General features: G+C 36.0%; 19 protein-coding genes. 10 read left to right on the top strand and 9 right to left on the bottom strand.

Translation table 11 applies throughout. The annotated features are described in order from the left end of the window. The first annotated feature begins 12 nt into the window (after window positions 1–12). The 4 genes from tatC (at window position 13) to EK417_RS00080 (ending at window position 7778) form a co-directional block, all read left to right on the top strand. Complete coding sequence (gene tatC, locus EK417_RS00095; RefSeq protein WP_170872110.1) at window positions 13–840, top strand: twin-arginine translocase subunit TatC; 828 nt, start codon at window positions 13–15, stop codon at window positions 838–840. A gap of 222 nt (window positions 841–1062) precedes the next feature. Then, window positions 1063–4023, top strand: coding sequence for a reprolysin-like metallopeptidase (locus tag EK417_RS00090; protein ID WP_136521022.1), 2961 nt, complete (start codon window positions 1063–1065; stop codon window positions 4021–4023). A gap of 134 nt (window positions 4024–4157) precedes the next feature. Then, window positions 4158–5789, top strand: a complete 1632-nt coding sequence (locus EK417_RS00085; RefSeq protein ID WP_136521021.1) for a M1 family metallopeptidase — start codon at window positions 4158–4160, stop codon at window positions 5787–5789. Between the two features lie 132 nt (window positions 5790–5921). Continuing rightward, complete coding sequence (locus tag EK417_RS00080) at window positions 5922–7778, top strand: M61 family metallopeptidase (RefSeq protein WP_136521020.1); 1857 nt, start codon at window positions 5922–5924, stop codon at window positions 7776–7778. A 143-nt stretch (window positions 7779–7921) separates the two neighbouring features. On the opposite strand, the gene EK417_RS00075 is transcribed toward EK417_RS00080, so the two are convergent. The 4 genes from EK417_RS00075 to pepE form a co-directional block, all read right to left on the bottom strand. Then, window positions 7922–9097, bottom strand: coding sequence for a sensor histidine kinase (locus EK417_RS00075; protein WP_076597552.1), 1176 nt, complete (start codon window positions 9095–9097; stop codon window positions 7922–7924). Between the two features lie 7 nt (window positions 9098–9104). After that, window positions 9105–10478: a D-alanyl-D-alanine carboxypeptidase/D-alanyl-D-alanine endopeptidase gene (gene dacB / locus EK417_RS00070; protein WP_136521019.1), complete on the bottom strand. Its 1374-nt coding sequence runs from the start codon at window positions 10476–10478 to the stop codon at window positions 9105–9107. 98 nt (window positions 10479–10576) lie between these two features. Continuing rightward, window positions 10577–11428, bottom strand: a complete 852-nt coding sequence (locus EK417_RS00065; protein WP_136521018.1) for a hypothetical protein — start codon at window positions 11426–11428, stop codon at window positions 10577–10579. Continuing rightward, window positions 11428–12120, bottom strand: a complete 693-nt coding sequence (pepE, locus tag EK417_RS00060; protein WP_076597550.1) for a dipeptidase PepE — start codon at window positions 12118–12120, stop codon at window positions 11428–11430. The genes EK417_RS00065 and pepE overlap by 1 nt, the downstream gene beginning before the upstream one ends. Window positions 12121–12310: 190 nt before the next feature. Here pepE and EK417_RS00055 point away from each other — a divergent pair, with 190 nt between their 5' ends. Next, on the top strand, window positions 12311–12853 hold the full coding sequence (locus EK417_RS00055; RefSeq protein ID WP_110366385.1) for a tetratricopeptide repeat protein: 543 nt from the start codon (window positions 12311–12313) through the stop codon (window positions 12851–12853). A gap of 177 nt (window positions 12854–13030) precedes the next feature. Here EK417_RS00055 and EK417_RS00050 read toward each other — a convergent pair whose 3' ends face one another. Further along, window positions 13031–13519, bottom strand: a complete 489-nt coding sequence (locus EK417_RS00050) for a YdeI/OmpD-associated family protein (RefSeq protein WP_076597549.1) — start codon at window positions 13517–13519, stop codon at window positions 13031–13033. Window positions 13520–13792: 273 nt separating this feature from the next. Here EK417_RS00050 and fsa point away from each other — a divergent pair, with 273 nt between their 5' ends. Further along, window positions 13793–14446 (top strand): fructose-6-phosphate aldolase, encoded by a 654-nt coding sequence (gene fsa, locus EK417_RS00045; protein WP_076597548.1) that lies wholly within the window; start codon window positions 13793–13795, stop codon window positions 14444–14446. Between the two features lie 122 nt (window positions 14447–14568). Here fsa and EK417_RS00040 read toward each other — a convergent pair whose 3' ends face one another. The 3 genes from EK417_RS00040 to EK417_RS00030 form a co-directional block, all read right to left on the bottom strand. Further along, window positions 14569–15459 (bottom strand): GLPGLI family protein, encoded by an 891-nt coding sequence (locus EK417_RS00040; RefSeq protein WP_136521017.1) that lies wholly within the window; start codon window positions 15457–15459, stop codon window positions 14569–14571. 69 nt (window positions 15460–15528) lie between these two features. Then, window positions 15529–17424, bottom strand: a complete 1896-nt coding sequence (locus EK417_RS00035; protein ID WP_136521016.1) for a M56 family metallopeptidase — start codon at window positions 17422–17424, stop codon at window positions 15529–15531. A 5-nt stretch (window positions 17425–17429) separates the two neighbouring features. Continuing rightward, entirely contained in the window at window positions 17430–17795 is a 366-nt protein-coding gene (locus EK417_RS00030; protein ID WP_065398165.1) for a BlaI/MecI/CopY family transcriptional regulator, read from the bottom strand. A gap of 517 nt (window positions 17796–18312) precedes the next feature. On the opposite strand from EK417_RS00030, the gene EK417_RS00025 reads away from it, so the two are divergent. Together EK417_RS00025 and EK417_RS00020 are read left to right on the top strand one after the other, a co-directional pair. After that, a complete protein-coding gene (locus EK417_RS00025) occupies window positions 18313–18879 on the top strand; it encodes a glutathione peroxidase (RefSeq protein ID WP_136521015.1) in 567 nt (188 codons plus the stop codon). 270 nt (window positions 18880–19149) lie between these two features. Continuing rightward, window positions 19150–19731, top strand: coding sequence for a hypothetical protein (locus EK417_RS00020; RefSeq protein ID WP_076597544.1), 582 nt, complete (start codon window positions 19150–19152; stop codon window positions 19729–19731). A 346-nt stretch (window positions 19732–20077) separates the two neighbouring features. Here EK417_RS00020 and EK417_RS00015 read toward each other — a convergent pair whose 3' ends face one another. Then, window positions 20078–20524 (bottom strand): GNAT family N-acetyltransferase, encoded by a 447-nt coding sequence (locus EK417_RS00015; protein ID WP_136521014.1) that lies wholly within the window; start codon window positions 20522–20524, stop codon window positions 20078–20080. Between the two features lie 185 nt (window positions 20525–20709). Between EK417_RS00015 and EK417_RS00010 the strand changes: the two genes are divergently transcribed. After that, window positions 20710–21423, top strand: a complete 714-nt coding sequence (locus EK417_RS00010; protein WP_136521013.1) for a 2OG-Fe(II) oxygenase — start codon at window positions 20710–20712, stop codon at window positions 21421–21423. Window positions 21424–21450: 27 nt separating this feature from the next. Next, complete coding sequence (locus EK417_RS00005) at window positions 21451–21693, top strand: Ada metal-binding domain-containing protein (RefSeq protein WP_076597541.1); 243 nt, start codon at window positions 21451–21453, stop codon at window positions 21691–21693. The last annotated feature ends 134 nt before the right edge of the window (window positions 21694–21827 follow it).

Raw genomic sequence — 21827 nt, 5'->3', positions numbered from 1 at the left:
AATTTTTATTCTGTGAGTGATGGTAAAGACATGTCCTTTCTTGGACATATAGGAGAATTAAGAGGGCATCTGATCCGTTCGATTATTGCTATCATAATTGCGGCATTTGTGGTTGGTTTTAATATCAACTGGATTATGGACCATATCTTTTTTGGGCCTACCAGAAATGATTTCCCGACTTTCAGAGTTGTTAATCATTTTTCAAGAATGATTTTAGGAGAAGACAGTATTCATCTTCCCAAGGACTTCCCTGTTCGTGTACAAAGGTTATATCAGCAGTTTAATGTAATGATGGCTGTTTCAATTTTTGGAGGAATGGTGGCTGCATTTCCATATATTGTTTGGGAACTGTGGCGTTTTATTGGCCCGGCTTTACATCCGAGAGAGAGAAAAAATTCGATTTATATTATTAATGCGGTATGGATTCTTTTCATGACCGGAGTATTATGCGGTTATTTCCTAATCCTTCCGTTTGCTGTTAATTTCGGAGTTATTTTTAAGATCTCAGATATTATCGTTCCGCTTTATGATTTAAGTGATTATACCACTTTATTTTTACAGGTGGTTTTGGGTATGGGTGTTATTTTCCTTTTCCCGATTCTGATCTACTTCCTTACCAGCATCGGAATTCTTACCCCTATGTTTATGAAAACTTACCGCCGTCATGCTATTGTTTTGATTATGGTAGTGGCTGCAATTATTACTCCGGCAGACGTTTTAAGTATGCTGATGGCTGCATTACCGCTGCTTATCTTATATGAGTTCAGTATTATGATGTGTACATTCACTTATAAAAAAGTACAGAAGGGCAACGGAAATCTTCCTGCAGTACAGAAATAAACACTATTTTTACTTATAAAAGCTTAAGCGCTATCATTCTGTTGAATAGTAGCGTTTTTTGTTTAAAAAATTAACAATAATCATATTTACCATTAATATAATTTAAAAAACGATAAAATTCAACTAAAATTATAAAGTTCAGAACAATTAACACTCTCTTATTAATAAAATTTACAAAAAAACATACTATATTTAAAAACTTCAACAACAATCAATAAAAATATGAAAAAGAAAATTATTTTTGTCTGTGCATTAGCTTTAAGTCTTAGCGGTTTACAGGCACAGCGCTGGGAACCAGTCTCGGAAAAAGTTACGCAGGTAAGAAAAGAAGTAAAAGTAGAATATGCCTACAAATTTGATCTTTCTGCACTAAGAAATCAATTAAAAAACGCTCCTGAAGCAGGAAAAGGAGGCAATGCTGTCATCGTTTCTATCCCTACAGCAGACGGAAGAATTGAAAGATTTTCAGTGTATAGTTCGCCAGTAGTAGAAAAATCTATGGCAGACAGATATGAATTGGGAGCATACGCCGGTATCGGGCTGGATAATCCACATAAGCAAATCCGCTTCAGTACAGCACCTAATGATTTCCAATCTATGACATTCGATACTGATTCAGGAAAATATGAATTCATAGAACCCATCAATAAAGAAAAGGATGTATATGGAGTCTTTTTTAAATCCAATAAATCTCATGAAGACCCTTTCGAATGCAGAACTGCTGAACCTGAGAAGGTAAAGAAAGAAATGAATAAGCTTCTCAAAACAAAAAATGTTTTGAAGGGGCTAGGTAACGTTAATAAAAGTAATGAACAAAAATACAGAACCTACAGAATTGCCATCTCGGTCAATGGTGAATATACACAGCTTGCCGGAAGTGTTCCTCTGGCAGCTGCCCGTATTAATGCTACAATGAACCGTGTAAACGGTGTTTTCGAAAAAGATTTCGGAATCCACATGATTGTACAGGATCTTCCGCAACTTATATTTACAGATCCAGCAACAGACCCTTATTCAAATGTAATTGCCAATGCAAATGGTACCTACAGTGCTCCAGGAGCATGGAATCTGCAGCTTCAGCAAACTCTTACCAATACTGCAGGTGTAGGTAACGCGGCATATGATATAGGACATTTCTTTGGCCACAGAGGGGGTGGCGGAAGTGCCGGAGATGTAGGAAATGTCTGCAGAAACCCGGCAAGCAACAATGATGCAACTTCCAAGGGAGCGGGAATCACTTCGCCTTCTACTCCGGATCAGCCTTTCGGAGATAATTATGACATTGATTTTGTAGCTCACGAAATTGGCCACCAGTTTGGTGCAGCACACACTATGTCTATCCTTTTACATGGTGCTCACATGGAGCCGGGATCAGGATCTTCAATTATGGGATATGCCGGTATTACCAACTATAATGTTCAGATGCATTCTGATGCATATTTTCATACCAAAAATATTGAAGAAGTAGGCGCATATGTTAATGCTCAGGACTGTGGAACTATTACCGCAGTAGCGAATACTCCTCCTTCGATACAGCCAATGGTCAATAAAATGATCCCTAAAGGAACAGCTTTCGTATTAACAGCTTCTGCAACCGATGCACAAAATGATCCGATGACTTATACCTGGGAACAATATGATCTGGCAACTTCTGCCTTTGGGCCAGTAAGTGCAACCAGAAATAATGGCGCGAATTTCAGATCTCTGATGCCTACAAACTCGCCTACCCGTTACTTCCCTAAATTCACAAATGTTCTTAATGGTACTCTTACGAGTGCTGCAGATTGGGAAACAGTATCCAATATCCCTAGGACAATGAATTTCAAGGTAACGGTGAGAGATAATAACCCGGATGCTGCGCAACAACAGACACAGAGCAGCCTGATGAAAGTGGATATAGGAAATGAAGGACCTTTCAAAGTGACATCAACTACTGTTTACAATAATACAGCGGGAGCTGTTACGTGGGATGTGGTAAACACCAATAATGCTCCATATAATGTTCAGAACGTTAAAATTGATTATACTACAGACAACGGAACTACATGGACGGTTATTACTCCATCTACAGCGAATGACGGATCTGAGCCGTTTTCTTTCTCTTCTTTGGCAACAGGTGCCAGTGTAAAAATAAGAGTAAGTGCCATTGATAATGTCTTCTATGCTGTTGGGAATGCTACCGTATCTGCATCTGCAAGTGCTTGCACAACATCTGCTCCGACAGGTATTACAGTAACTGGTATTACAAGAACTTCGGCATCTGTAAACTGGAACGCATTAGTAGGAGCAACGTATTCTGTAATGTATAGAAAAGTAGGAACAGCAACATGGACTACAGTACCTGTTTCAACAAATGCTTATAACATTTCAGGGCTTACTGAAGCCACTCAATATGAAGTACAGGTAGCCAATGTTTGCAGTGCATCGGTTGGTTCTTATTCAGCATCAACAAATTTCACAACCTCTTCATTTGCTAAGTGTTCAATAACCGGAACAAATGCCGCTGATGAGTATATTTCCAATGTTACAGTAACTGGTGCCGGAATGAACCCTGTTTCAAACAGCAGCAGTAATACTCCTTACACAGACTATACTACAGATCCTTCGAAACTGATTACCCTTATGTCCGGATCTACAGGGAATAATGTAAGTATAACCAAAGGATGGACAGGTGCTCAGTATAATGACGGAGTAACAGCATGGATAGATTTTAACAAAGACGGAGTATTCTCTTCTTCTGAAGTCATCTACACCAGCGCAGCTAATACCATATCACCTGTTTCCGGAACATTCTCCGTACCGGCAGATGCTTATACCGGAGGAAACGTCATTATGAGAGTTGTATTGGGATATGAAAGCCAGCCAAGCAGCGGATGCAGTAACCAGCAATATGGTGAGGTTGAGGATTATCCGGTGCTGATCCAGCAGCAGCTTTCTACCAGTGAAACAGTGAAAGATAAGAACTCAATCCAGATCTACCCTAACCCGGCAAGCGATGTATTGAATGTCACTGAAATTTCATCTAAAGCTCAGTTTATCATTACGAATATGGCAGGTCAGAAAGTAATGAACGGACAGATTAATGATAATAAGATCTCTGTTTCAAAATTAACGACAGGAACTTATATTATTTCCATTGAAGATAAAGGAACGACTTCAAATCTGAAATTCATCAAAAAATAAAACCTAACTTTTTTACAGCCCGGCAATGACCGGGCTTTTTTTATGTCTTTTTTAAAATCTGTATTTAATTTTATTTCCGGCATGTGGCTATTAATTTAATTTTATACTTTTGAAAAGATTTAATAAAAGTTCAAATGAAAAAATTGTCATATACACTCTTATTTGCATCAGGGCTGGTTTTCGGACAGTTCTTTGAGAAGGGTAAGGTTTTCACCAAACAGGATACTTTAAAGGGCTCCAATACTGAATTCAGAAATTTCTGGGATGTCAAGAAATATGACCTTTCCGTAGAACCGGATTTTGAACAGAAAAGTATCAAAGGAAATAATAAAATCAGCTTTGAGATTATTAAAGAGGTTACCAATCCTGTTTTCCAGATTGATCTTCAGCAGCCCATGAAAGCTGATAAAGTAGAAGCAAGTTTTCCCATTTCCAATTATAAGCAGGATGGAGACTTTATTTTCATTACTACGAGTAAAAAATTCAAAAAAGGAGAAAAATATACGATTAACGTCATTTATTCCGGAAAGCCTACCATTGCTAAAAAAGCTCCCTGGGATGGCGGATGGGTTTTCACTAAAGATGAAAAAGGAAATCCCTGGATGACTGCTGCTGACGAAGGAATAGGAGCTTCCATATGGCTTCCTACGAAAGATATCTGGAGTGATGAACCTGATAACGGAATCATTATGAAAATTATAACTCCTAATGATCTGGTAGGTGTGGGTAATGGCAGACTCACTGACAAAAAAACGACTGGCAGTAAAACGACCTATACATGGGAGGTTAAAAATCCTATCAACGCTTACTCCATTATCCCGAGTATAGGAAAATATGTAAATTTCAAAGATACATTTGACGGTGAAAAAGGAAAACTGGACCTGGATTACTGGGTAATTGACTATAATCTGGACAAGGCAAAAAAACAGTTTCAACAGGTAAAACCTATGCTCTCAGCATTTGAATACTGGTTTGGTCCGTACCCATTTTATGAAGATTCATACAAACTGGTAGAGTCTCCTCACCTTGGTATGGAACATCAGAGTAATATAGCCTATGGAAACAAATATCAGAACGGCTATTTGGGCAGAGATCTTTCAGGTACAGGAGTGGGATTAAACTGGGATTTCATTATTATTCATGAAAGCGGCCACGAATGGTTCGCCAATAATATTACCGCAAAAGACCAGGCTGATATGTGGATCCATGAAAGTTTCACCAACTATTCCGAGACTCTTTTCACGGAAAAATATATGGACAAAAAATCTGCGGACATCTATGTTCAGGGGATCAGGCAAGGGATAGAAAATGATGTTCCTATTATTGGCAATTACGGCGTAAGAAATGAAGGCAGCGGAGACATGTATCCAAAAGGTGCCAACATGATTCATACCATAAGACAGATCATCCATAATGATGAAAAATTCAGACAGATTTTAAGAGGTTTGAATAAAGATTTTTATCATCAGACGGTTACCACACAACAGGTAGAAAATTATATCTCCTCAAAAGCAGGAATCGATTTTTCAACGGTCTTTGATCAGTACCTGAGAACAATAAAAATTCCAACTCTTGAGTATGCTCAGGATGGCAACACTTTAAAGTTCCGGTATACCGATGTGGTAAAAAAACTGAAACTACCTATCATCATCAATGGTGATCAAACCATAAATCCAACGGAAGAATGGCAGACTGTAAAGCTTAAAAAGAGCACTCCGGTTGAGCTTGATCCCAACTATTATATTAATTATAAAAATATTAAATAAAGAGAAGGCAGATTTGCATACCAGCAGATTTGCCTTTCTCTTTTTTACCTTTAAAATTTTAAGAAAAGTTTAATACTTTCTTCGTAACAAATTCAGAAAAAAAGCAACTATTTAACTATTAATTTACACCTAATGAGAAAAACAGTACTTAGCCTTGGTATTTTTGCTGCTTTTTTAGCAAATGCTCAGTCTATAAAAACCACTATTGACCTTGTCAATGTAAAAGATGATAAAGTAGCCGTTACCATGGAATTTCCGAAAATGAAATCCGGAGATATTAAATTCCATTTTCCAAAAACAGTTCCGGGTACGTATTCTGTAGACGACTATGGAAGATTCATAGAAGGAATCAAATTTTACGATAATAAAGGAAAAGAACTTACTTATACTAAAGTAAATGATAACACCTATTCATTGAAAAATGCCCAGTCACTTTCTAAAATCTCCTATCTTGTGAACGACAGTTTCGATGATGAATTGGATACATCAAAGCATAAAGCCGTATTTTCTCCTTCAGGAACTGATATTGAAGAAGGAAAGGTATATATGATCAATACCCACGGATTTATCGGATATATTGAGAACATGCAGGATGTTCCTTATCAGCTTGTCGTTCAGAAACCAACTGATTTCTACGGAACTACAGCACTGGTAGATCAGGATAAATCCGAATCTACAGATACCTATACTCTTGCCAACTATGCGAAGGTAACAGATTCTCCGTTAATGTATACAAAGCCGGATTATATTACCTTCAACGCAGGAGGAATGGATCTTGTACTGGGTGTATATTCTCCGACAGGAAAATATAAAGCAGCAGATTTTAAAGACAATCTTGAAAAAATGGTGGTTGCCCAAAAGAAATTTCTTGGGGATATGAACACCAATAAGAAGTACGCCATCATGCTTTATCTTTCCGGTGGTGACGGGCCTAAAGTAAAAGGTTTCGGAGCACTGGAACACCACGAATCTACAAGTGTGGTGCTGCCTGAAGCAATGCCGAAAGATGCTATTGACAATACGATTACAGATGTGGTTTCCCACGAATTTTTCCATACAGTAAACCCTCTGAAGACCCACTCAGAAGAAATTCACTATTTCGATTATGCAGATCCGAAAATGTCTCAGCACTTATGGATGTACGAAGGGGGAACAGAATATTTTGCCAACTTATTCCAGATTCAGGAAGGTTTGATCAATAAAGATCAGTTCCTTGAAAGAATGGGTGAGAAGATCGCCAACTCCAAGAGCTATGATGATACGATGCCATTTACGGTAATGAGTAAAAATGTATTGGTAGAGCCTTATAAAGACCAGTACAGAAATGTATATGAGAAAGGAGCTCTTCTTGCGATGTGTCTTGATATTGAGCTCAGAAAATTGTCTAACGGAGAAATGGGATATCGTGATATGATCAGAAAGCTGTCTCAGAGATTTGGTGAAAACAAACCTTTCAAAGATGATAAACTGATTGACGAACTGGTAACGGTAACCGGATATCCTCAGGTAAAAGAATTCTACAACAAATATATTGCAGGAAACCAGCCTACACCTTATGCACAATACCTGAACATGGTAGGTGTGGATATTAAAAAGCAGGAAAGCCAGCCTCTGTTCTGGTTTATCAAAGATCCGAACCAGACAGGTTTTGATGAAAAGACCAATGCCTTTGCTTTTGATGAACATTCTGCATTGTCTCCATTTGCAAAAAGTATCGGATTTAAAATCACAGATCAGGTACTTGCTTTAGATGGAAGAACAGTAGATATCAAAAAGGTACAGGATTTTATCGGATATACCAGAACAATCAAGGACGGACAGGAAGTTACGGTAACCATTCTAAGAGACAACGCCGGTAAAAAAGAGAAAATGACATTGAAAGGAAAAGCAATTCTGGATAAAATGACTATGGAAATACCTTCATACAAGACAAATCCAACTCCGGAAGAACTGAAACTACAGACACAGTGGCTTACTGGTAAAAAATAAAGAGAAAAGCGGGGAAATTTTTCCCCGCTTTTATTTTCTCAAGTGATCTTTATATTCTAATATTCAAATCTTGCCTTAACATTCAAACCTAACAGGTTTTAAAAACCTGTTAGGTTTCTTATTTATAAAAAATTAATTGATTGTTAAAGAATTTCCTCTTTTCTGATCGTTATCCTAAAGGTACTTCCCTTTCCTACTTCAGTCTGAGAAATCTTGATATCTCCATTATGGTATTCATGAATAACTCTTCTTGCCAGTGACAGACCTAATCCCCAGCCCCTTTTTTTGGTAGAATACCCTGGATTAAAAGCATTTCTTGCCTGCTGTTTGGTCATTCCGCTTCCGTTGTCCCTTACTTCGATGAGAATATTTTTATTCCTTTCAAAGACAGACATGGTGATAGCTCCTTCTCCTTTCATGGCATCCACAGCATTTTTCACCAGATTTTCGATCACCCAGCTCATCAGGATTTTATTGTGGGGAACCAGAACGGTATATGTAGGTAGATTGAGGGTAAAATTGATTTTTCTGGAGATTCTTGTTTTTAAATAATCATAATTCTCCTGTATGGTTTCATTGAAATTTCTATCGTTCAGCTCTGGAACAGAACCTATTTTTGAAAATCTTTCAGAAATAGTTCTAAGCCTTTCAATATCTTTTTCTATCTCATGTACTCCTTCTGATTCAGGATTATCAAGCTTCATAATTTCCATCCATCCAATCATAGAAGATAAAGGAGTTCCGATCTGATGGGCTGTTTCTTTAGCCAATCCAGCCCAAAGATAGCCTTCATCCGTCTTTTTAATGGTTCTGAAAAACCAGAAAGAAAAACCGAAATACAATAGAATAAACAAACCTAAAATATAGGGAGAATACCGAAGATTATTAAGCAGACGGGAGTTATCGTAATACACAAACTGATTATTTCCATCCGGCACTTTGATCTCAATAGGATCATAATTTTTCTCCATATTCCGGATCAGACTCTGCAGTTTTTCAGGATTCTTAATTGTGCTTTCAGGAATATTTCTGTAGTATCCGAGGTCAAGAATCGGGTTTTTATATTTATCCGTTACAATGAAGGGAATGGTATTGTTGATATTCAGAATATCCGGCAGCAAATCCAGAACATCTGTATCCGGAGTTTTCACTTCCTGCTGTATCCTTATAGCTTTGGAAAGAAGACTGATCCTTTTAATCTCCTCTTTTCTGAGAAAATTAATAAGCGATGTTGAAGCTACTACAATGGCAATAACCAAAGTAGTCATGACAACAAAAATGATCCAGTTATTCAGTCTGGTGAGTATGGATTTTCTCAAAGGTTTTTTATTTTAAAACATTCAGGATTTTCTGCAGCTCAGTATTTCCACTTCCCTGATAGTTGTTGATGATAATTGAAAATACATATTTTTTTCCATCTTTCGCGGTGTGATATCCTGCAAAAGATTTGGTATCTCTCATCGTTCCGCTTTTCATCTTCATCCCATTATCCTGAACCGGAAATCCGTCATAATACGCTTCAAACCAGGATTGTTTTTTTGCATATAAAAGCGCCTGTACTTCTGCTTTTGCAGCCACATAATTTTGTGGAGAAAGTCCGCTTCCATCTGCAAAATTGATCATATTGGGATTGATTCCTTTTGATTTCCAGAATTCTTTCAGATAAGCAACCCCGTTTTTAAAGCTTGAATTTCCTTTCTTTTCCTTTCCTAAAGTTTTAATCAATGTTTCTCCATACAGATTGATACTTTTTCTTAGAAACCAGAAAACAATTTTATCCAGCGTCGGAGATTGGTAAGTAAGAAGAATATTTTTTTTCGGAGCTGCTAAAGCCTGTTTTCCTTCTATTTCAAGTTGAGAATTCGTTACTGCTTTTCCTGAAAGTTCAATCCCTGATTCTTTCAGCCATTGCTTTACTTCTGCTGCCAGCTGTAGTGGCGGATTGGGCGTAGAACCGGAAACCGTCACTGTCTTTCCTGAAGGAAGCATACCGTTAATCAGGGCTACATCAGAATGAGGAGCTGTAAAAATCAGGCTTTGATCTGAGCTTCCTCCTGTTTTCAGGTCATTGAGCCACTTCACACCTTCCAGCGGATAAGAAAAGCTTTTAAAATCTGTTCCGTTTATATTGATATCAAACTGGTTTTCTTTCCAGTTGATTCCCCATACACCTGCACCATAATAATTTCCAAGATCATCCCACGGCCAGCCTCCCGGAATGGTCTGGTGATCAAAATATGAATCATCAATAACAAGATCTCCTGATATTTTCTTTATCCCTGAGTTTTTAATTGCCTCAATCAGCTTCTTTTTAAAATTTTCAGGTTTGTAGGCATCATATCTCCAGCTTCCTAATGTAGGATCGCCGTTGGAGCTGATGAAAAGATTTCCGTTCAGCGTTCCTCCGGAGATATTTCCGGAATAGCTTGAAGTGGTTGTAAAAGTATAGTTTTTTCCTAATGTTTCCAATGCTGCGCCTGCCGTGAAAATCTTCTGTGTAGAAGCAGTGGAAAGCCCTTTATTTCCTTGATATTCATATACAAAATTGCCATTTTCATCGGAAACATAAAAAGATAAACTGGAAGATGCTGCTCCCGAAGAATCCATCAGATCCTTTGTTACTTTATCTAATTTTTGGGCCATATTCTGCGCAGCTACCATCTGTACAGAAAGCATGAGAACAGCAAGTGTCTTTTTCATTGCATTGTTGTTTGAGTCAAAATGATGAAGTTTCAAATACACATTCCTGGTAGTATCTGATCCTCTTTTCATTGATTTAAATTCTAAATCAAATATAGTTAAAATAAAAGCTTTTCATACTCCCTGAGATCATCGGAATTGAAAAGAACCTGATGGTGAGGAGATTTTTCAAATGAGCGGTCATGTTTAAAATATTTCTCATAATCATCTTCATCTATAAAAATATCCATCTGACATTCTTTTATATAGTTTGATTTTTCTCCGTAATCTTCAATAAAATACCCGGAATCATTCCAGGGTTCATGATGACAGCGCAGACAGCTTCTTTGATATACAGCTTTATGACCACATATTTCACAATCCTGTACGTTTTGAAACAATGCTAATATCTCATGCTGATTTTCTTTCGGAAAAAGTGAAATAGGAATTGTTTTTAAAAGCAGATAATAATTGGGGTCCTGCCAAGAAAAATAAAATACTTCTTCCTGCCTGTTATACAGCTCTAATCTCTGAAGGTCATATTCAACCTCAGCGCTGGTAATATTTTTAATATTCAGAACGGTCTTATTGTTTCTCGTGATATTCTGTTTGTTATCAATTTCAATAACGGGCTGCTGTTCCAGGAAATGATTAAGGCATAATGTGGTCTGCCATGAGCCGATTGTTCTCATTTTACCTTCTTCTCCACAAATCTCACAGGTCTTGACAGAAAGCTCTGAATATTTATCTTTGATTTTTTTAAGTTTGGCATTGAGAGTTTCATCTTCGGAATAGGTGTAGCATCTCAATTCCCCCAACTTTTCTTTTCCAAAGACACGATGATTCATATTCCATCCTGCAACGGCAAATTCAAACAGTAATTTCCGAATCAGATCATTCCATCCGGTGCTGTTCACTGAAAAATTAGTGAGATTACGTTCTATGAAAAAATTGATTTCTTCTTTGTTCATTAAAGCGTGCTTCCTGCTTCTATTTCATAAGGCTCTTTCCCTTTTTCAAAAATCCTGGTCAGTTCACTTCCTTCAACTGTTATTGAATCTCCGGTTCTTCTGATCCAGTTTCCTTCTCTAAGGCCAACTACTTTGATATCATTCTGGGTAAGGAATTCCTGGATACGGGTTTCTCTGGTTTCCCCGTTATGCTTCAAATCCGGATTAGGGTCAAGATAGTGCGGGTTGATATTGAAAGGAACTAATCCCATACAGTCGAAACTTGGCGGATATACAATGGGCATATCGTTCGTTGTCTTCATATTCTGGCCTCCGATATTGCTTCCTGCGCTGCATCCGAGATAAGCTTTTCCTCCAGATACATTTTCTTTCAGGACAGACATCAGCCCTTCTTCGTGTAATGTTTTAACCAATAAAAAAGTGTTTCCGCCTCCGGTAAAGAAACCTTTTGCCTGATGAATGGCTTCCTTTTTATCTTCAAATTCATGAAGTCCTTTCACTTTTATATGAATGGTTTCAAAGAAAGAACGTGCTTTTGCCGTATAATCATCATGAGAAATTCCACCTGGTCTAGCGAAAGGGATAAACACAATTTCGTCGATTCCTTTATAGAGTTGGATTAATTCTTCTCTTAAATATTCCAGATATTCTCCGCCAAAAAGTGTGGAGGTTGAAGCTAATATAATGTTCATATGATGAAATTATCGGTATTAATAATAAAAATAAATCACAAAGATAGTTTCAAAGATGAACGAATCAAAAATTAAACTAAAAAAATCCTGTTTCCCGTTAATATTTTCTAAAAAAACTTAAAGCCTCTAAATTTTACGGTTTTATGGAATTATTATTGAATTTTAGATTATGAATTTAAAATATAAGATTATGAAAATGAGTAAAATTAATAGTAGAAGTCTATTTTTAGGTTTAATACTAGCAGGAAGTGTAAGTTTTGTAAATGCACAAACAACTCAGCCTGAAACATCGGCGACAACGAGTCAAACCACCAATCCAACTATCGAAGATCTTAAAAAACAGATCGCAGCCAATCCAAAGGATGCAGAATCATTAGCAAAACTGGCTAATGCTTATCAGGAGGCTTCAGACTGGCCAAACGCTATTGATACCTGGAAAAAAATATCAGTTTTATTACCGGACTGGGCTCCGGCTTATTACAGCCAGGCTTATTCCTATCAGTCTGCAAAAGATGATGCCAATGCAAAAATTGCTTATGAAAAGTATATTGCAGCAGTAAAGCCTGAAGAAGTAGAGCAAAATAAGAAGAATCTGGCATACGCTTATTTCTATCTTGCCTTTACAGAGCAGCAAACTGATCCTAATAAAGCAAAAGAACATATTGCAAAATCCATACAGTATGATCCTACGAACCAGGATGCTTTAAAGCTTAGCAAAGCATTAAATTCTTAGTAAAAATGAAATGCCGGAAAGTTTTTTCCGGCATTTTTTATTATGTCTAACTTAAATTTAACGCAGAGATCCAGAACATACTCCAATCTTTATTGCTTTCTTCTCTTGCTTAATAATTATCAATATTCAATTTAATCTTTTCGTTTTTAAAACTCTGACCTTTAATTTTTGGCTATCCTATTCAATCTTTTTTCCGAAAAAATCTGTTTCACCATGCAGATGTCTGATGATTTTCTCGATATTTCTCTGAATACTGGCTTCGGTTTTTAAATTATTGATATACCGGATCAGCTCATTTCTTCTTGATGGAATCAGATTTTCGAAATTTTCTGTTGCCAGAGCACTTTCTTTGATTGCCTTTTCTAATTGAGGATGAATGGGAATACTTCGATCAGAATCGTCGTATTCCAACACAATTTCGATGATTTCTCCGATTCTTTTTGGAGAATTTTTCAGCATGGTCAGATTCACATACAGCCTCCACTCCCCCAAATATTTCATAAGGTTTTGCTTAAATTCTTTTCCATTCACCATTCCTTTTACAGCAATGGGACTTTTATTTCTCCCTGATTTTTCAAAAATCGTGTCCAGTATTTCTTCCGGAACAAATACAAAAGGATTAATTCCGATGATTTCCAATATGGCGGTGAAACGGTTATTTTTCATGGGTAGTAATTTAAATTGGTCTGGCTGGAAGCTAGAAGCTAGAAGCTAGAAGCTAGAAGCTAGAAGCTAGAAGCAAAAATAACTCTTTGATTTAAGATCAGCACAAAATTATTTTTTATCATCTATAACCATCCTGATCTCTCACTCTCCCACTCTCAAACTCTCCTGCATCCAAACCCATTTACCCTAAAACTCCGAATTCCGTAACTCAAAATTCATACCTCAGAACTCAATTAATTCCCTATCTTTGTATCAATAAATCTATTTATCAAAATGAAATTTTTTATTGACACAGCTAATTTAGAGCAAATCAAGGAAGCCAGAGATCTTGGGATTTTAGACGGGGTAACTACCAATCCTTCATTAATGGCTAAAGAAGGTATTCAGGGAGCTGAAGCAATCAGAAACCATTATAAAACGATCTGCGAACTTGTAGATGGGGATATTTCTGCGGAAGTTCTTTCTACAACGTATGAGGAAATGATTAAGGAAGGAGACGAATTGGCTGCTATTCACCCGAATATTGTTGTAAAAATTCCGATGATCAAAGACGGAATCAAAGCTTTAAAATATTTTTCTGATAAAGGAATCAGAACAAACTGTACTTTGATCTTTTCTCCGGGACAGGCTCTGCTGGCAGCAAAAGCAGGAGCAACTTACGTTTCTCCGTTCTTAGGAAGATTAGATGATATTTCTACAGACGGTCTGAACCTTATCCAGGAAATCAGACTAATTTTCGATAACTACATGTTCGAAACTGAAATCTTAGCGGCTTCTATCCGTCACTCAATGCACATTATCGACTGTGCTAAAATTGGAGCAGATGTTATCACTTCACCACTTCCTCCGATCTTGAGCTTATTGAAGCACCCGTTAACAGACAGCGGATTGGCTCAGTTTATTGCAGATTCTCAAAAATTAGCATAATCACTGGCTCTTATTCAGATATAAAAATCCCGGAACTTTTCGTTCCGGGATTTTTCGTACTGTATTATTTTTTCCAGATTTAACTAATGTATAGTATCTGAATCATATGGGAACTGTATATTTTATCGATATAGTTCCGGTTCTATTTTATTGTTATTCTTTAGTTGGTCTTCTTTTGCTCTTTTTTCAATATTTCTATACATTTCATTTACATCAATATTTTTTCCATCCTGATTTCTCATTTGTACAACAGCTCCGGCAGGAAGGGTACTCATGGTTTGTTTCATGTCTTTTGTAGGGTCAGCAAGATAATCTTTCCAGGCTTTTTTGAACTGCTTTTTATTGATTTCTATCTCTTTACCTCCAAAGCCAATTGTAGTGAGACCAGGTATCTGGAGAGCTTCTTCTGATGTGGCTTCGGTTTTTTTGTTACCAATTAAAGTCATAATATGAGAACCTGTTTTATCCTCAATTTTAACAATAAGTCCTGGCAATCCGTAGAATTTATAAGGTCCGTCCTGAAATGGGATGTCTGTAGAAAACCAGGCGATCCAGCTTCTGCCTCCATAATTTGTGGTTGCTTTCTGAGTATTATACTCTCCAATTTTCTGTTTATCAGGTAAAATATTCCATTCAGGCTTTTGATCTTCCGGCATCTTATAAGTAGTATTCCCTATATTTTCAGAGAATGAAACACTATAATCCGGATATTTTTTTGTGACCGTGCTATTAATGGTTCCCTGTTTTATATTTCTTTTAATATTAATACTGCCTCCGAATCCTCCTTTCATCTGTCTGGCAATATCTGCTTTGGTTGTGGAGTCTGCAACAAATTTCTCACGGCTGTAATATTTAGATCCATTTTTATCAATATCCAAAAGCATTACATCGCTTTTCACTTCTGCTCTATTGGTAGAATCTGAAATATATTTATAGTCATAGAAAAATCTGTTTACCTGTGCATTCACAAAAACACTTAAAAAAGCTAATAAAAGCAAATAATTTTTTTTCATATTCTATGTATTTATCTATTCATAAAAAAAGCTTTGCCATTTTTAAAACTGACAAAGCTTTGCAGAAATTTACTTCTTTGTCTCAATTCTTACTTCCCCCTGCTTTACTTCTCCATTCTTCTGAGTGTTGACGTTAACTCTCGATATATTATTGGTATCTAATGAGTTCATATCATCCTGTGAAACTTCTCTCCCGTCAATGTAATACTTATATTTTACATCATCAGTACCGCTTATTTTAAATTTTTTCACCCCATTCATTGCGATGTTTCCGTTGCTGTCTTTTTTAATAAAGTCAGCATTCATTACAATAACACCGGGTGAACCGCTGATCACTTTAATAAAAGTACCGTCTCTGAAGCTTGCTGATCTTTTTTCGGCTTCCGTGCGGGCCTTTTCAACGTCTCTTCGGATTTTGTCTCCATCAATCCGGATTCTCTCTCCTTCTAATCTTATTCTATTTCCCTCCAGTTGGGCTTTTGCACCTTCTATTCTTGCTTTTTCACCCTCAATTCTGGCTTTTCCCGCTTCTTTCAGTGCTTTTTTAGCTTCCGCCATTGCTTTACGTACTTCTTCTTTTTCCTGAGCGCTCAGATCTTTATAATTAACAATTTTGTTTGTTTTAAAATAGGTTATTTTCGGCTCTCTTGGTGCTTTAGGTGGTACCGGAGGAATGGGCAGTTCGCCTATTTTGGCAGCTTCTCTTTCCGCTTTTTTGGCAGCTCTTTCAATCTTTCGAAGCTCCTTTTTACTAAGAGGTTCCATATTCTCAAGCTCCTTCATCTGATTCTTCCATTCCGCAGAATTGAAATACTGATCAACTTCAACCTTTGAGGCAATCTCTCCTATCTCTGATGCCAGATTGCTTATTTCTTCTATTTTATCACTGAAGAGATCACTTTCGGGATCCAAACCTTCCAGCTCTTTCTCTTTTTCTTTTATCTTCTTTTCAAGATTGGTTATTTTTTTCTGATCATCCGGTGACACGGCTTTCAATTCTGCCATTTTTTCCTGACCCGATCCTTCAGGTCTTACTGGTCTTATCGTATCTTTCTTGATTTCTGAAACTACTTTTTTGATGGAAAGATTGGTTTCTTCAATTTCTCTGTTTTTAGCATTTACCAGATAAGCAAAGGCCAGTGAGAAAACAACCGGCAAGGCAAAAATTCTTCGCGCATATCCGAATTTGGTTTTTGGTTTTTGTAACATCTTAAGTCTTTTTTTAAGGTTTGAACTTAGAAACGGACTGGTAACAGGCAACTGTGTTCCGGAAAAGTGGCTTGCTAAAAGCATCTGCGCAAATGCTTTGGTGTCCAATTGTTTTACGGCTTTTTTATCAGCCAGATATTCGTGGATTAAATTAATTTCTTTTTTGATGACATGAAAAAACGGATTGAACCAGAAAACTGAGGTAATAATCTCAATAAAGATCTTATCAAAGGAATGTTTCTGCTCAATATGTACCATTTCATGCTTTAAAATCTGTTTTCCAATATCAGAATGCAAAGTAATGGCGTTCTTCCAGAAAAGATTTTTAAAGTAGGAAAAAGGAGCTTCATTAAGGTCTGTACGGTAAAAGTTGATCCCGTCAAAACTTTCTTTATTAAACTGTTTCTTAAACTGCTGGATTTTAAAAATCCCATACATAAGTTTCCCTAGAAAATAGAAAGAAACCAGTCCCAGAGCTGAAAAAGTAATGTTAAAATAAAGGTTACCATTGTTTATATTTTTTTCTGTATTAAAATTCTGAATCTTATCAAGAAGCATATATACATCATTATTTACCTCTATCGTAAAATCATCTACTTTAATGAGCGGCAACAAAAGTGATATCACAATCGCTCCCAGCAGATAAAATCTGTTATAATGATGGAATGTCTTGTCTTTTAATGACAACTGATAGTACAAAAACGTTACACCCGAACATAAAATAGTTTTCCCAAAGTATAAAAGTATTGCTTCCATAAGTACTAATCTTTGTTTTTGAGTTCATCTAATAACATCTCAAGATCTTCTACTGTCATTTCATTTTTTTCTACCAAAAATGAAACGGCACTCTTGTAAGAGCCTTTGAAATAGTTTTTCACAAGACTTTTCATGGTCTTTCCGGAATATTGTTCTTTTGAAACAAGCGGAAAATACTCATGCTGTCTTCCATGTACACGATAGTCTACAAATTCTTTGTCTTTCAATACTTTTAAAATAGTAGAGACTGTATTGGTGTGTGGTTTTGGTTCCGGAAAAAGATCCAGAACATCCTTAAGAAATCCTTTTTCTATTTTCCATACATACTGCATTACCTGTTCTTCTGCTTTTGTTAAAGTCTGAATTTTCATATCCTGTTCATTTATCAGTTATATTGATATAAAACTTTTCAATTCTATATCACTAAGAAATTAGTTATACAAATGTAGAAATAAATTTGAATCTAACAACTATTTTTTTAGTGATAAAAGATTTTAAAATGTAAAATATTAATAATCAATAAAATAAAGTTGATTAAATTTTAATTAAATGAATTTTCAATTCTAATTTCACGAAAAACTCTTCAACAAAACTGATCTTTTATACCAAAACCTCTACATTAAATCCGGGATTTCAACTAACCTTGAAGAAATGTTTCATTTGGTTTGTCGGGATAATCTCTGCCAGGGTTTTATATCTTGATAAGAATTGATAAATCAGGTAAAAAATTCAAAACAATAAAAAATACTATTGCATAAGGATTTAATAACCCTAAATTTGATATTTCTGGAAGAATGGATTTTAACTAGAAATAAAACCGGAAAAAACAAAAGTGCAGCAAAAATGATCAATAATCTAATACATAAAACAATAGTAAAATCTTTTTAAATGAAAAAAATACTTTTTATCGGAATGGTGCTTATAGGAATCATAGGCCTTTCATCATTTATTAAATCGGATGATTCCAACGGTCCAAAACCTGCAAAATCAATTTATGATTTTAAGATTGAATCCATAGACGGCGGAAAAATTGATTTTTCTGAATACAAAGGGAAATATATTCTTATTGTAAACACGGCATCCAAGTGCGGATACACTCCTCAATACAAAGGATTGGAGCAGCTTTACAAAGATTATGGTGATAAACTGGTTGTGGTAGGCTTTCCTTCTGATAATTTTGCAGATCAGGAGTTTCATGATAATGTGGAAATCAAGTCTTTCTGTGAAAAGAATTATGGGGTAACCTTTCCGCTTACCACCTCAGTGGATGTAAAAGGTTCAAAAATCACTCCTGTATTCGATTATCTTACCCACAAATCTCAAAATGGAGTAATGGATGCCACCATAAGCTGGAATTTCAATAAGTTTCTGATCAGCCCGGAAGGAAAATTACTGGAACATTTTGACTCTAAAGTTGTCCCTGAAAGTAAAAAAATCACCCATTATTTCAAATAAATGATTTTTACAAAACACTACCATCATTATGAGTAGTGTTTTTTTATCCTTGCGTAAAACATTTTACATTGATTAGGACTCAAATACACACATTGAGCTGTATTAACAATTTAGATTACAAAAATCACTTCAATAAAGACCTTAAACGCATCATTTTTACAATAATGAATAATATACATTATAGAATTGTTAAATTTTATTAAATAAATATTAAAATGTATTTGTTTTAACCGGGAAATTATATTTATTTTAGTGCTTTAAAAATTTCTCATGAAAAGATATAATTTACTGATTGTACTATTACTGCTTATTTTTAATGTTACTACAGCACAAAAGAAAGGTTCTCCTGCTGCCGATCTTAGCATACTGAAAGATACAAAATCAAAAATTGAAGCCACCGTTCCATTGGTGATTCAGCATCTTCAGACGATCGCTACAAAAGAAGGTGATAATAATATTGTGAATAACGGAAAAATTGCTTTAGGCAGAGAATATGGTATTGTAGAGTCTGAATGGTTTTTATACAGAAACAACATGAAAAACTGTATCCTGAACAACTCATCCAAAAAAGCCAAGAAATGTATGGAATATCATAACAATATGATGAGAGGGACAATGATCAATTACAACAATTATATTACCAACCTTACAAGAAAGAACGGTTATTTAGGAGTTGAAGGAGATACAAAATTCGAATTCAAACCTTCTGATATCGCTACAAAACTAAGTGAAGCTTATTTCAATGCAAGTGCTGCTGCCGGCAGAATGAAAGCTGATCAGAAAAGAGATTTTTTAGGACAGACAATGTCTGATGACAACAAACTTACTCCTTACGCTCAACTGGCACAATAATATTTAAATCATATTAAAAAAAATAAAAAAGAGAATGGCAGTGCCATTCTCTTTTTTGTTCAAAAGCAAAAAATCTCCGCCGGAAAAAGCAGTTTTGTGGTACTAATCATAAAACCTTGGGGAAAAAGTAGAAAATTAGGCAGAGATTTTTTTGCATACGCTCTACAGATCAACTGTCCTACCCATGATCTGTAAGAGCTTTACAAAAATAGGACTATACCCTTCTGCTGGCTGAAAATACCTGTAGAATTAAATGTTCAAAACTGTAGAACTAATACTACTTATCATTATAGAAGTAAACCAGCTCAAAAAAAGGTGGTTATGATTAGGGTTAAACAGCTTTATTTTATTTCCACCAGTGGTAATAATTATGCAATCCGTCATATTCAAACCCGCAGCGTGGATATAATGTGTTTCCTATGTCATTTGTTTTTTCGGTTTCAAGCATCAGCCCGCACGCTCCTGTCTCTTCACACCATTCTTTGCTACGGTCAATTAATGCTACGGAAAGACCTTTTCCTCTATAATCCGGATGCACAAACAAATCACTTAGCAGCCATTGCCTTTGTAATTTGGTATAATGAAATAATTTGTAAAGCTGTACAAAACCTACTGCTTTCTCATTTACCATCACAAGAAAAATATCGGACTCACGGTTTATAAAACGTTCTTTGAGAAAAGCCTTCCCTTTTTCAACATCTGATTCCTGTCTGTAAAAAACACGATAAAGATTGAACAATTCAGCTGTTTCATCAACATCCTCAAGACTTGCCTTTTTAATAATGTAATTCATCGTTATATCTATTTTTATTAACAGGGCAAAGGTAGCCTTAAACAGGACCAGTGGTATCATCCAGAAATACATTAAATCAGTAGGCCAGATACTTTATAACTCTTTATTCATATATAAAATACCGCATGTTTTGGATTGTATTGTTCTGAAGAACTATAGACTTTTGCAGCATAAATTCAAAAGCAATGAAAAATATTATTCATACAATCAAGAATACAGACTGGCAGAGTATTACGGAAACAATGCATCAAAACGGATATGCTATCATTCCTGATCTGTTGTCTGAGGAAGAATGTGAACTATTGAAATCAAATTATCATCATTCTTCTCTCTATCGTAAAACAGTCATCATGGCCAGACATCGTTTCGGACTGGGTGAATATAAATATTTTACCTATCCATTACCTGAAATCATTCAAACCATACGAACAAATATTTACCCTTATCTGGCTCCTGTTGCTAATGCATGGTGTAAAGCTTTACATATAGACAATCAATTTCCTTCAGATCATCAGGAATTCTTAGACCAATGCCACCTTAACGGTCAGCAAAAAGCGACGGTTTTAATTTTGAAATATGGAAAAGGCGGATTCAATACGCTGCACCAGGATCTATATGGAGACCTATACTTTCCTATCCAAATTGTATTAATGCTCAGCGAACCAGAAAAGGATTTTACGGGCGGTGAATTTGTGCTTACCCAGCAGATTCCGAGAGCACAGTCAAAAGCCATTGTTCTACAACCTAAAAAAGGGGACGTTCTAATTTTTACCACTCAGTTCAAACCGGAAAAAGGAAACAAGGGCTATTACAGAGTCCATATGAAACATGGTGTAAGTGAAGTTAAAGAAGGAAACCGCTATGCTTTGGGCATTATTTTTCATGATGCAGCCAGTTAATGATTAAACGCTATAAATAGATGAACCATGATTCAACATTCACAACTATCATCTGAAAATCTGAGAAGTAAAATCCACAGCAGAGAAGTTCGATTTGGAGGAAATAAAAAATTAAAAATCTATGGATTACTCAGCTGCCGGTCAGGAAAAAGAATGAAGATGGAAAACAGAGTTTTCTTTGCAGATGAAAAAGAAGCATTACAAAATAATTACCGTCCATGCGGGCATTGTATGAAAGAAGCTTATAAAAAATGGAAGGAAATTGAATAGGTTTTGATTCAAATTTACTATCAACATCGTTTTGTCTGCAATGACCAGAAAATAAAAAAGAGAAGCAATCATATTGCTTCTCTTTCGTTTAGTAGCGGGAACCGGACTCGAACCGATGACCTTCGGGTTATGAG

Origin of the sequence: Chryseobacterium candidae (genome assembly GCF_004916905.1) — a bacterium.
GTDB classification, from domain to species: Bacteria; Bacteroidota; Bacteroidia; order Flavobacteriales; family Weeksellaceae; genus Chryseobacterium; species Chryseobacterium candidae.
Note: the sequence above shows the minus strand (reverse complement) of the source record. Positions and strands in the feature narration are given on the sequence as shown.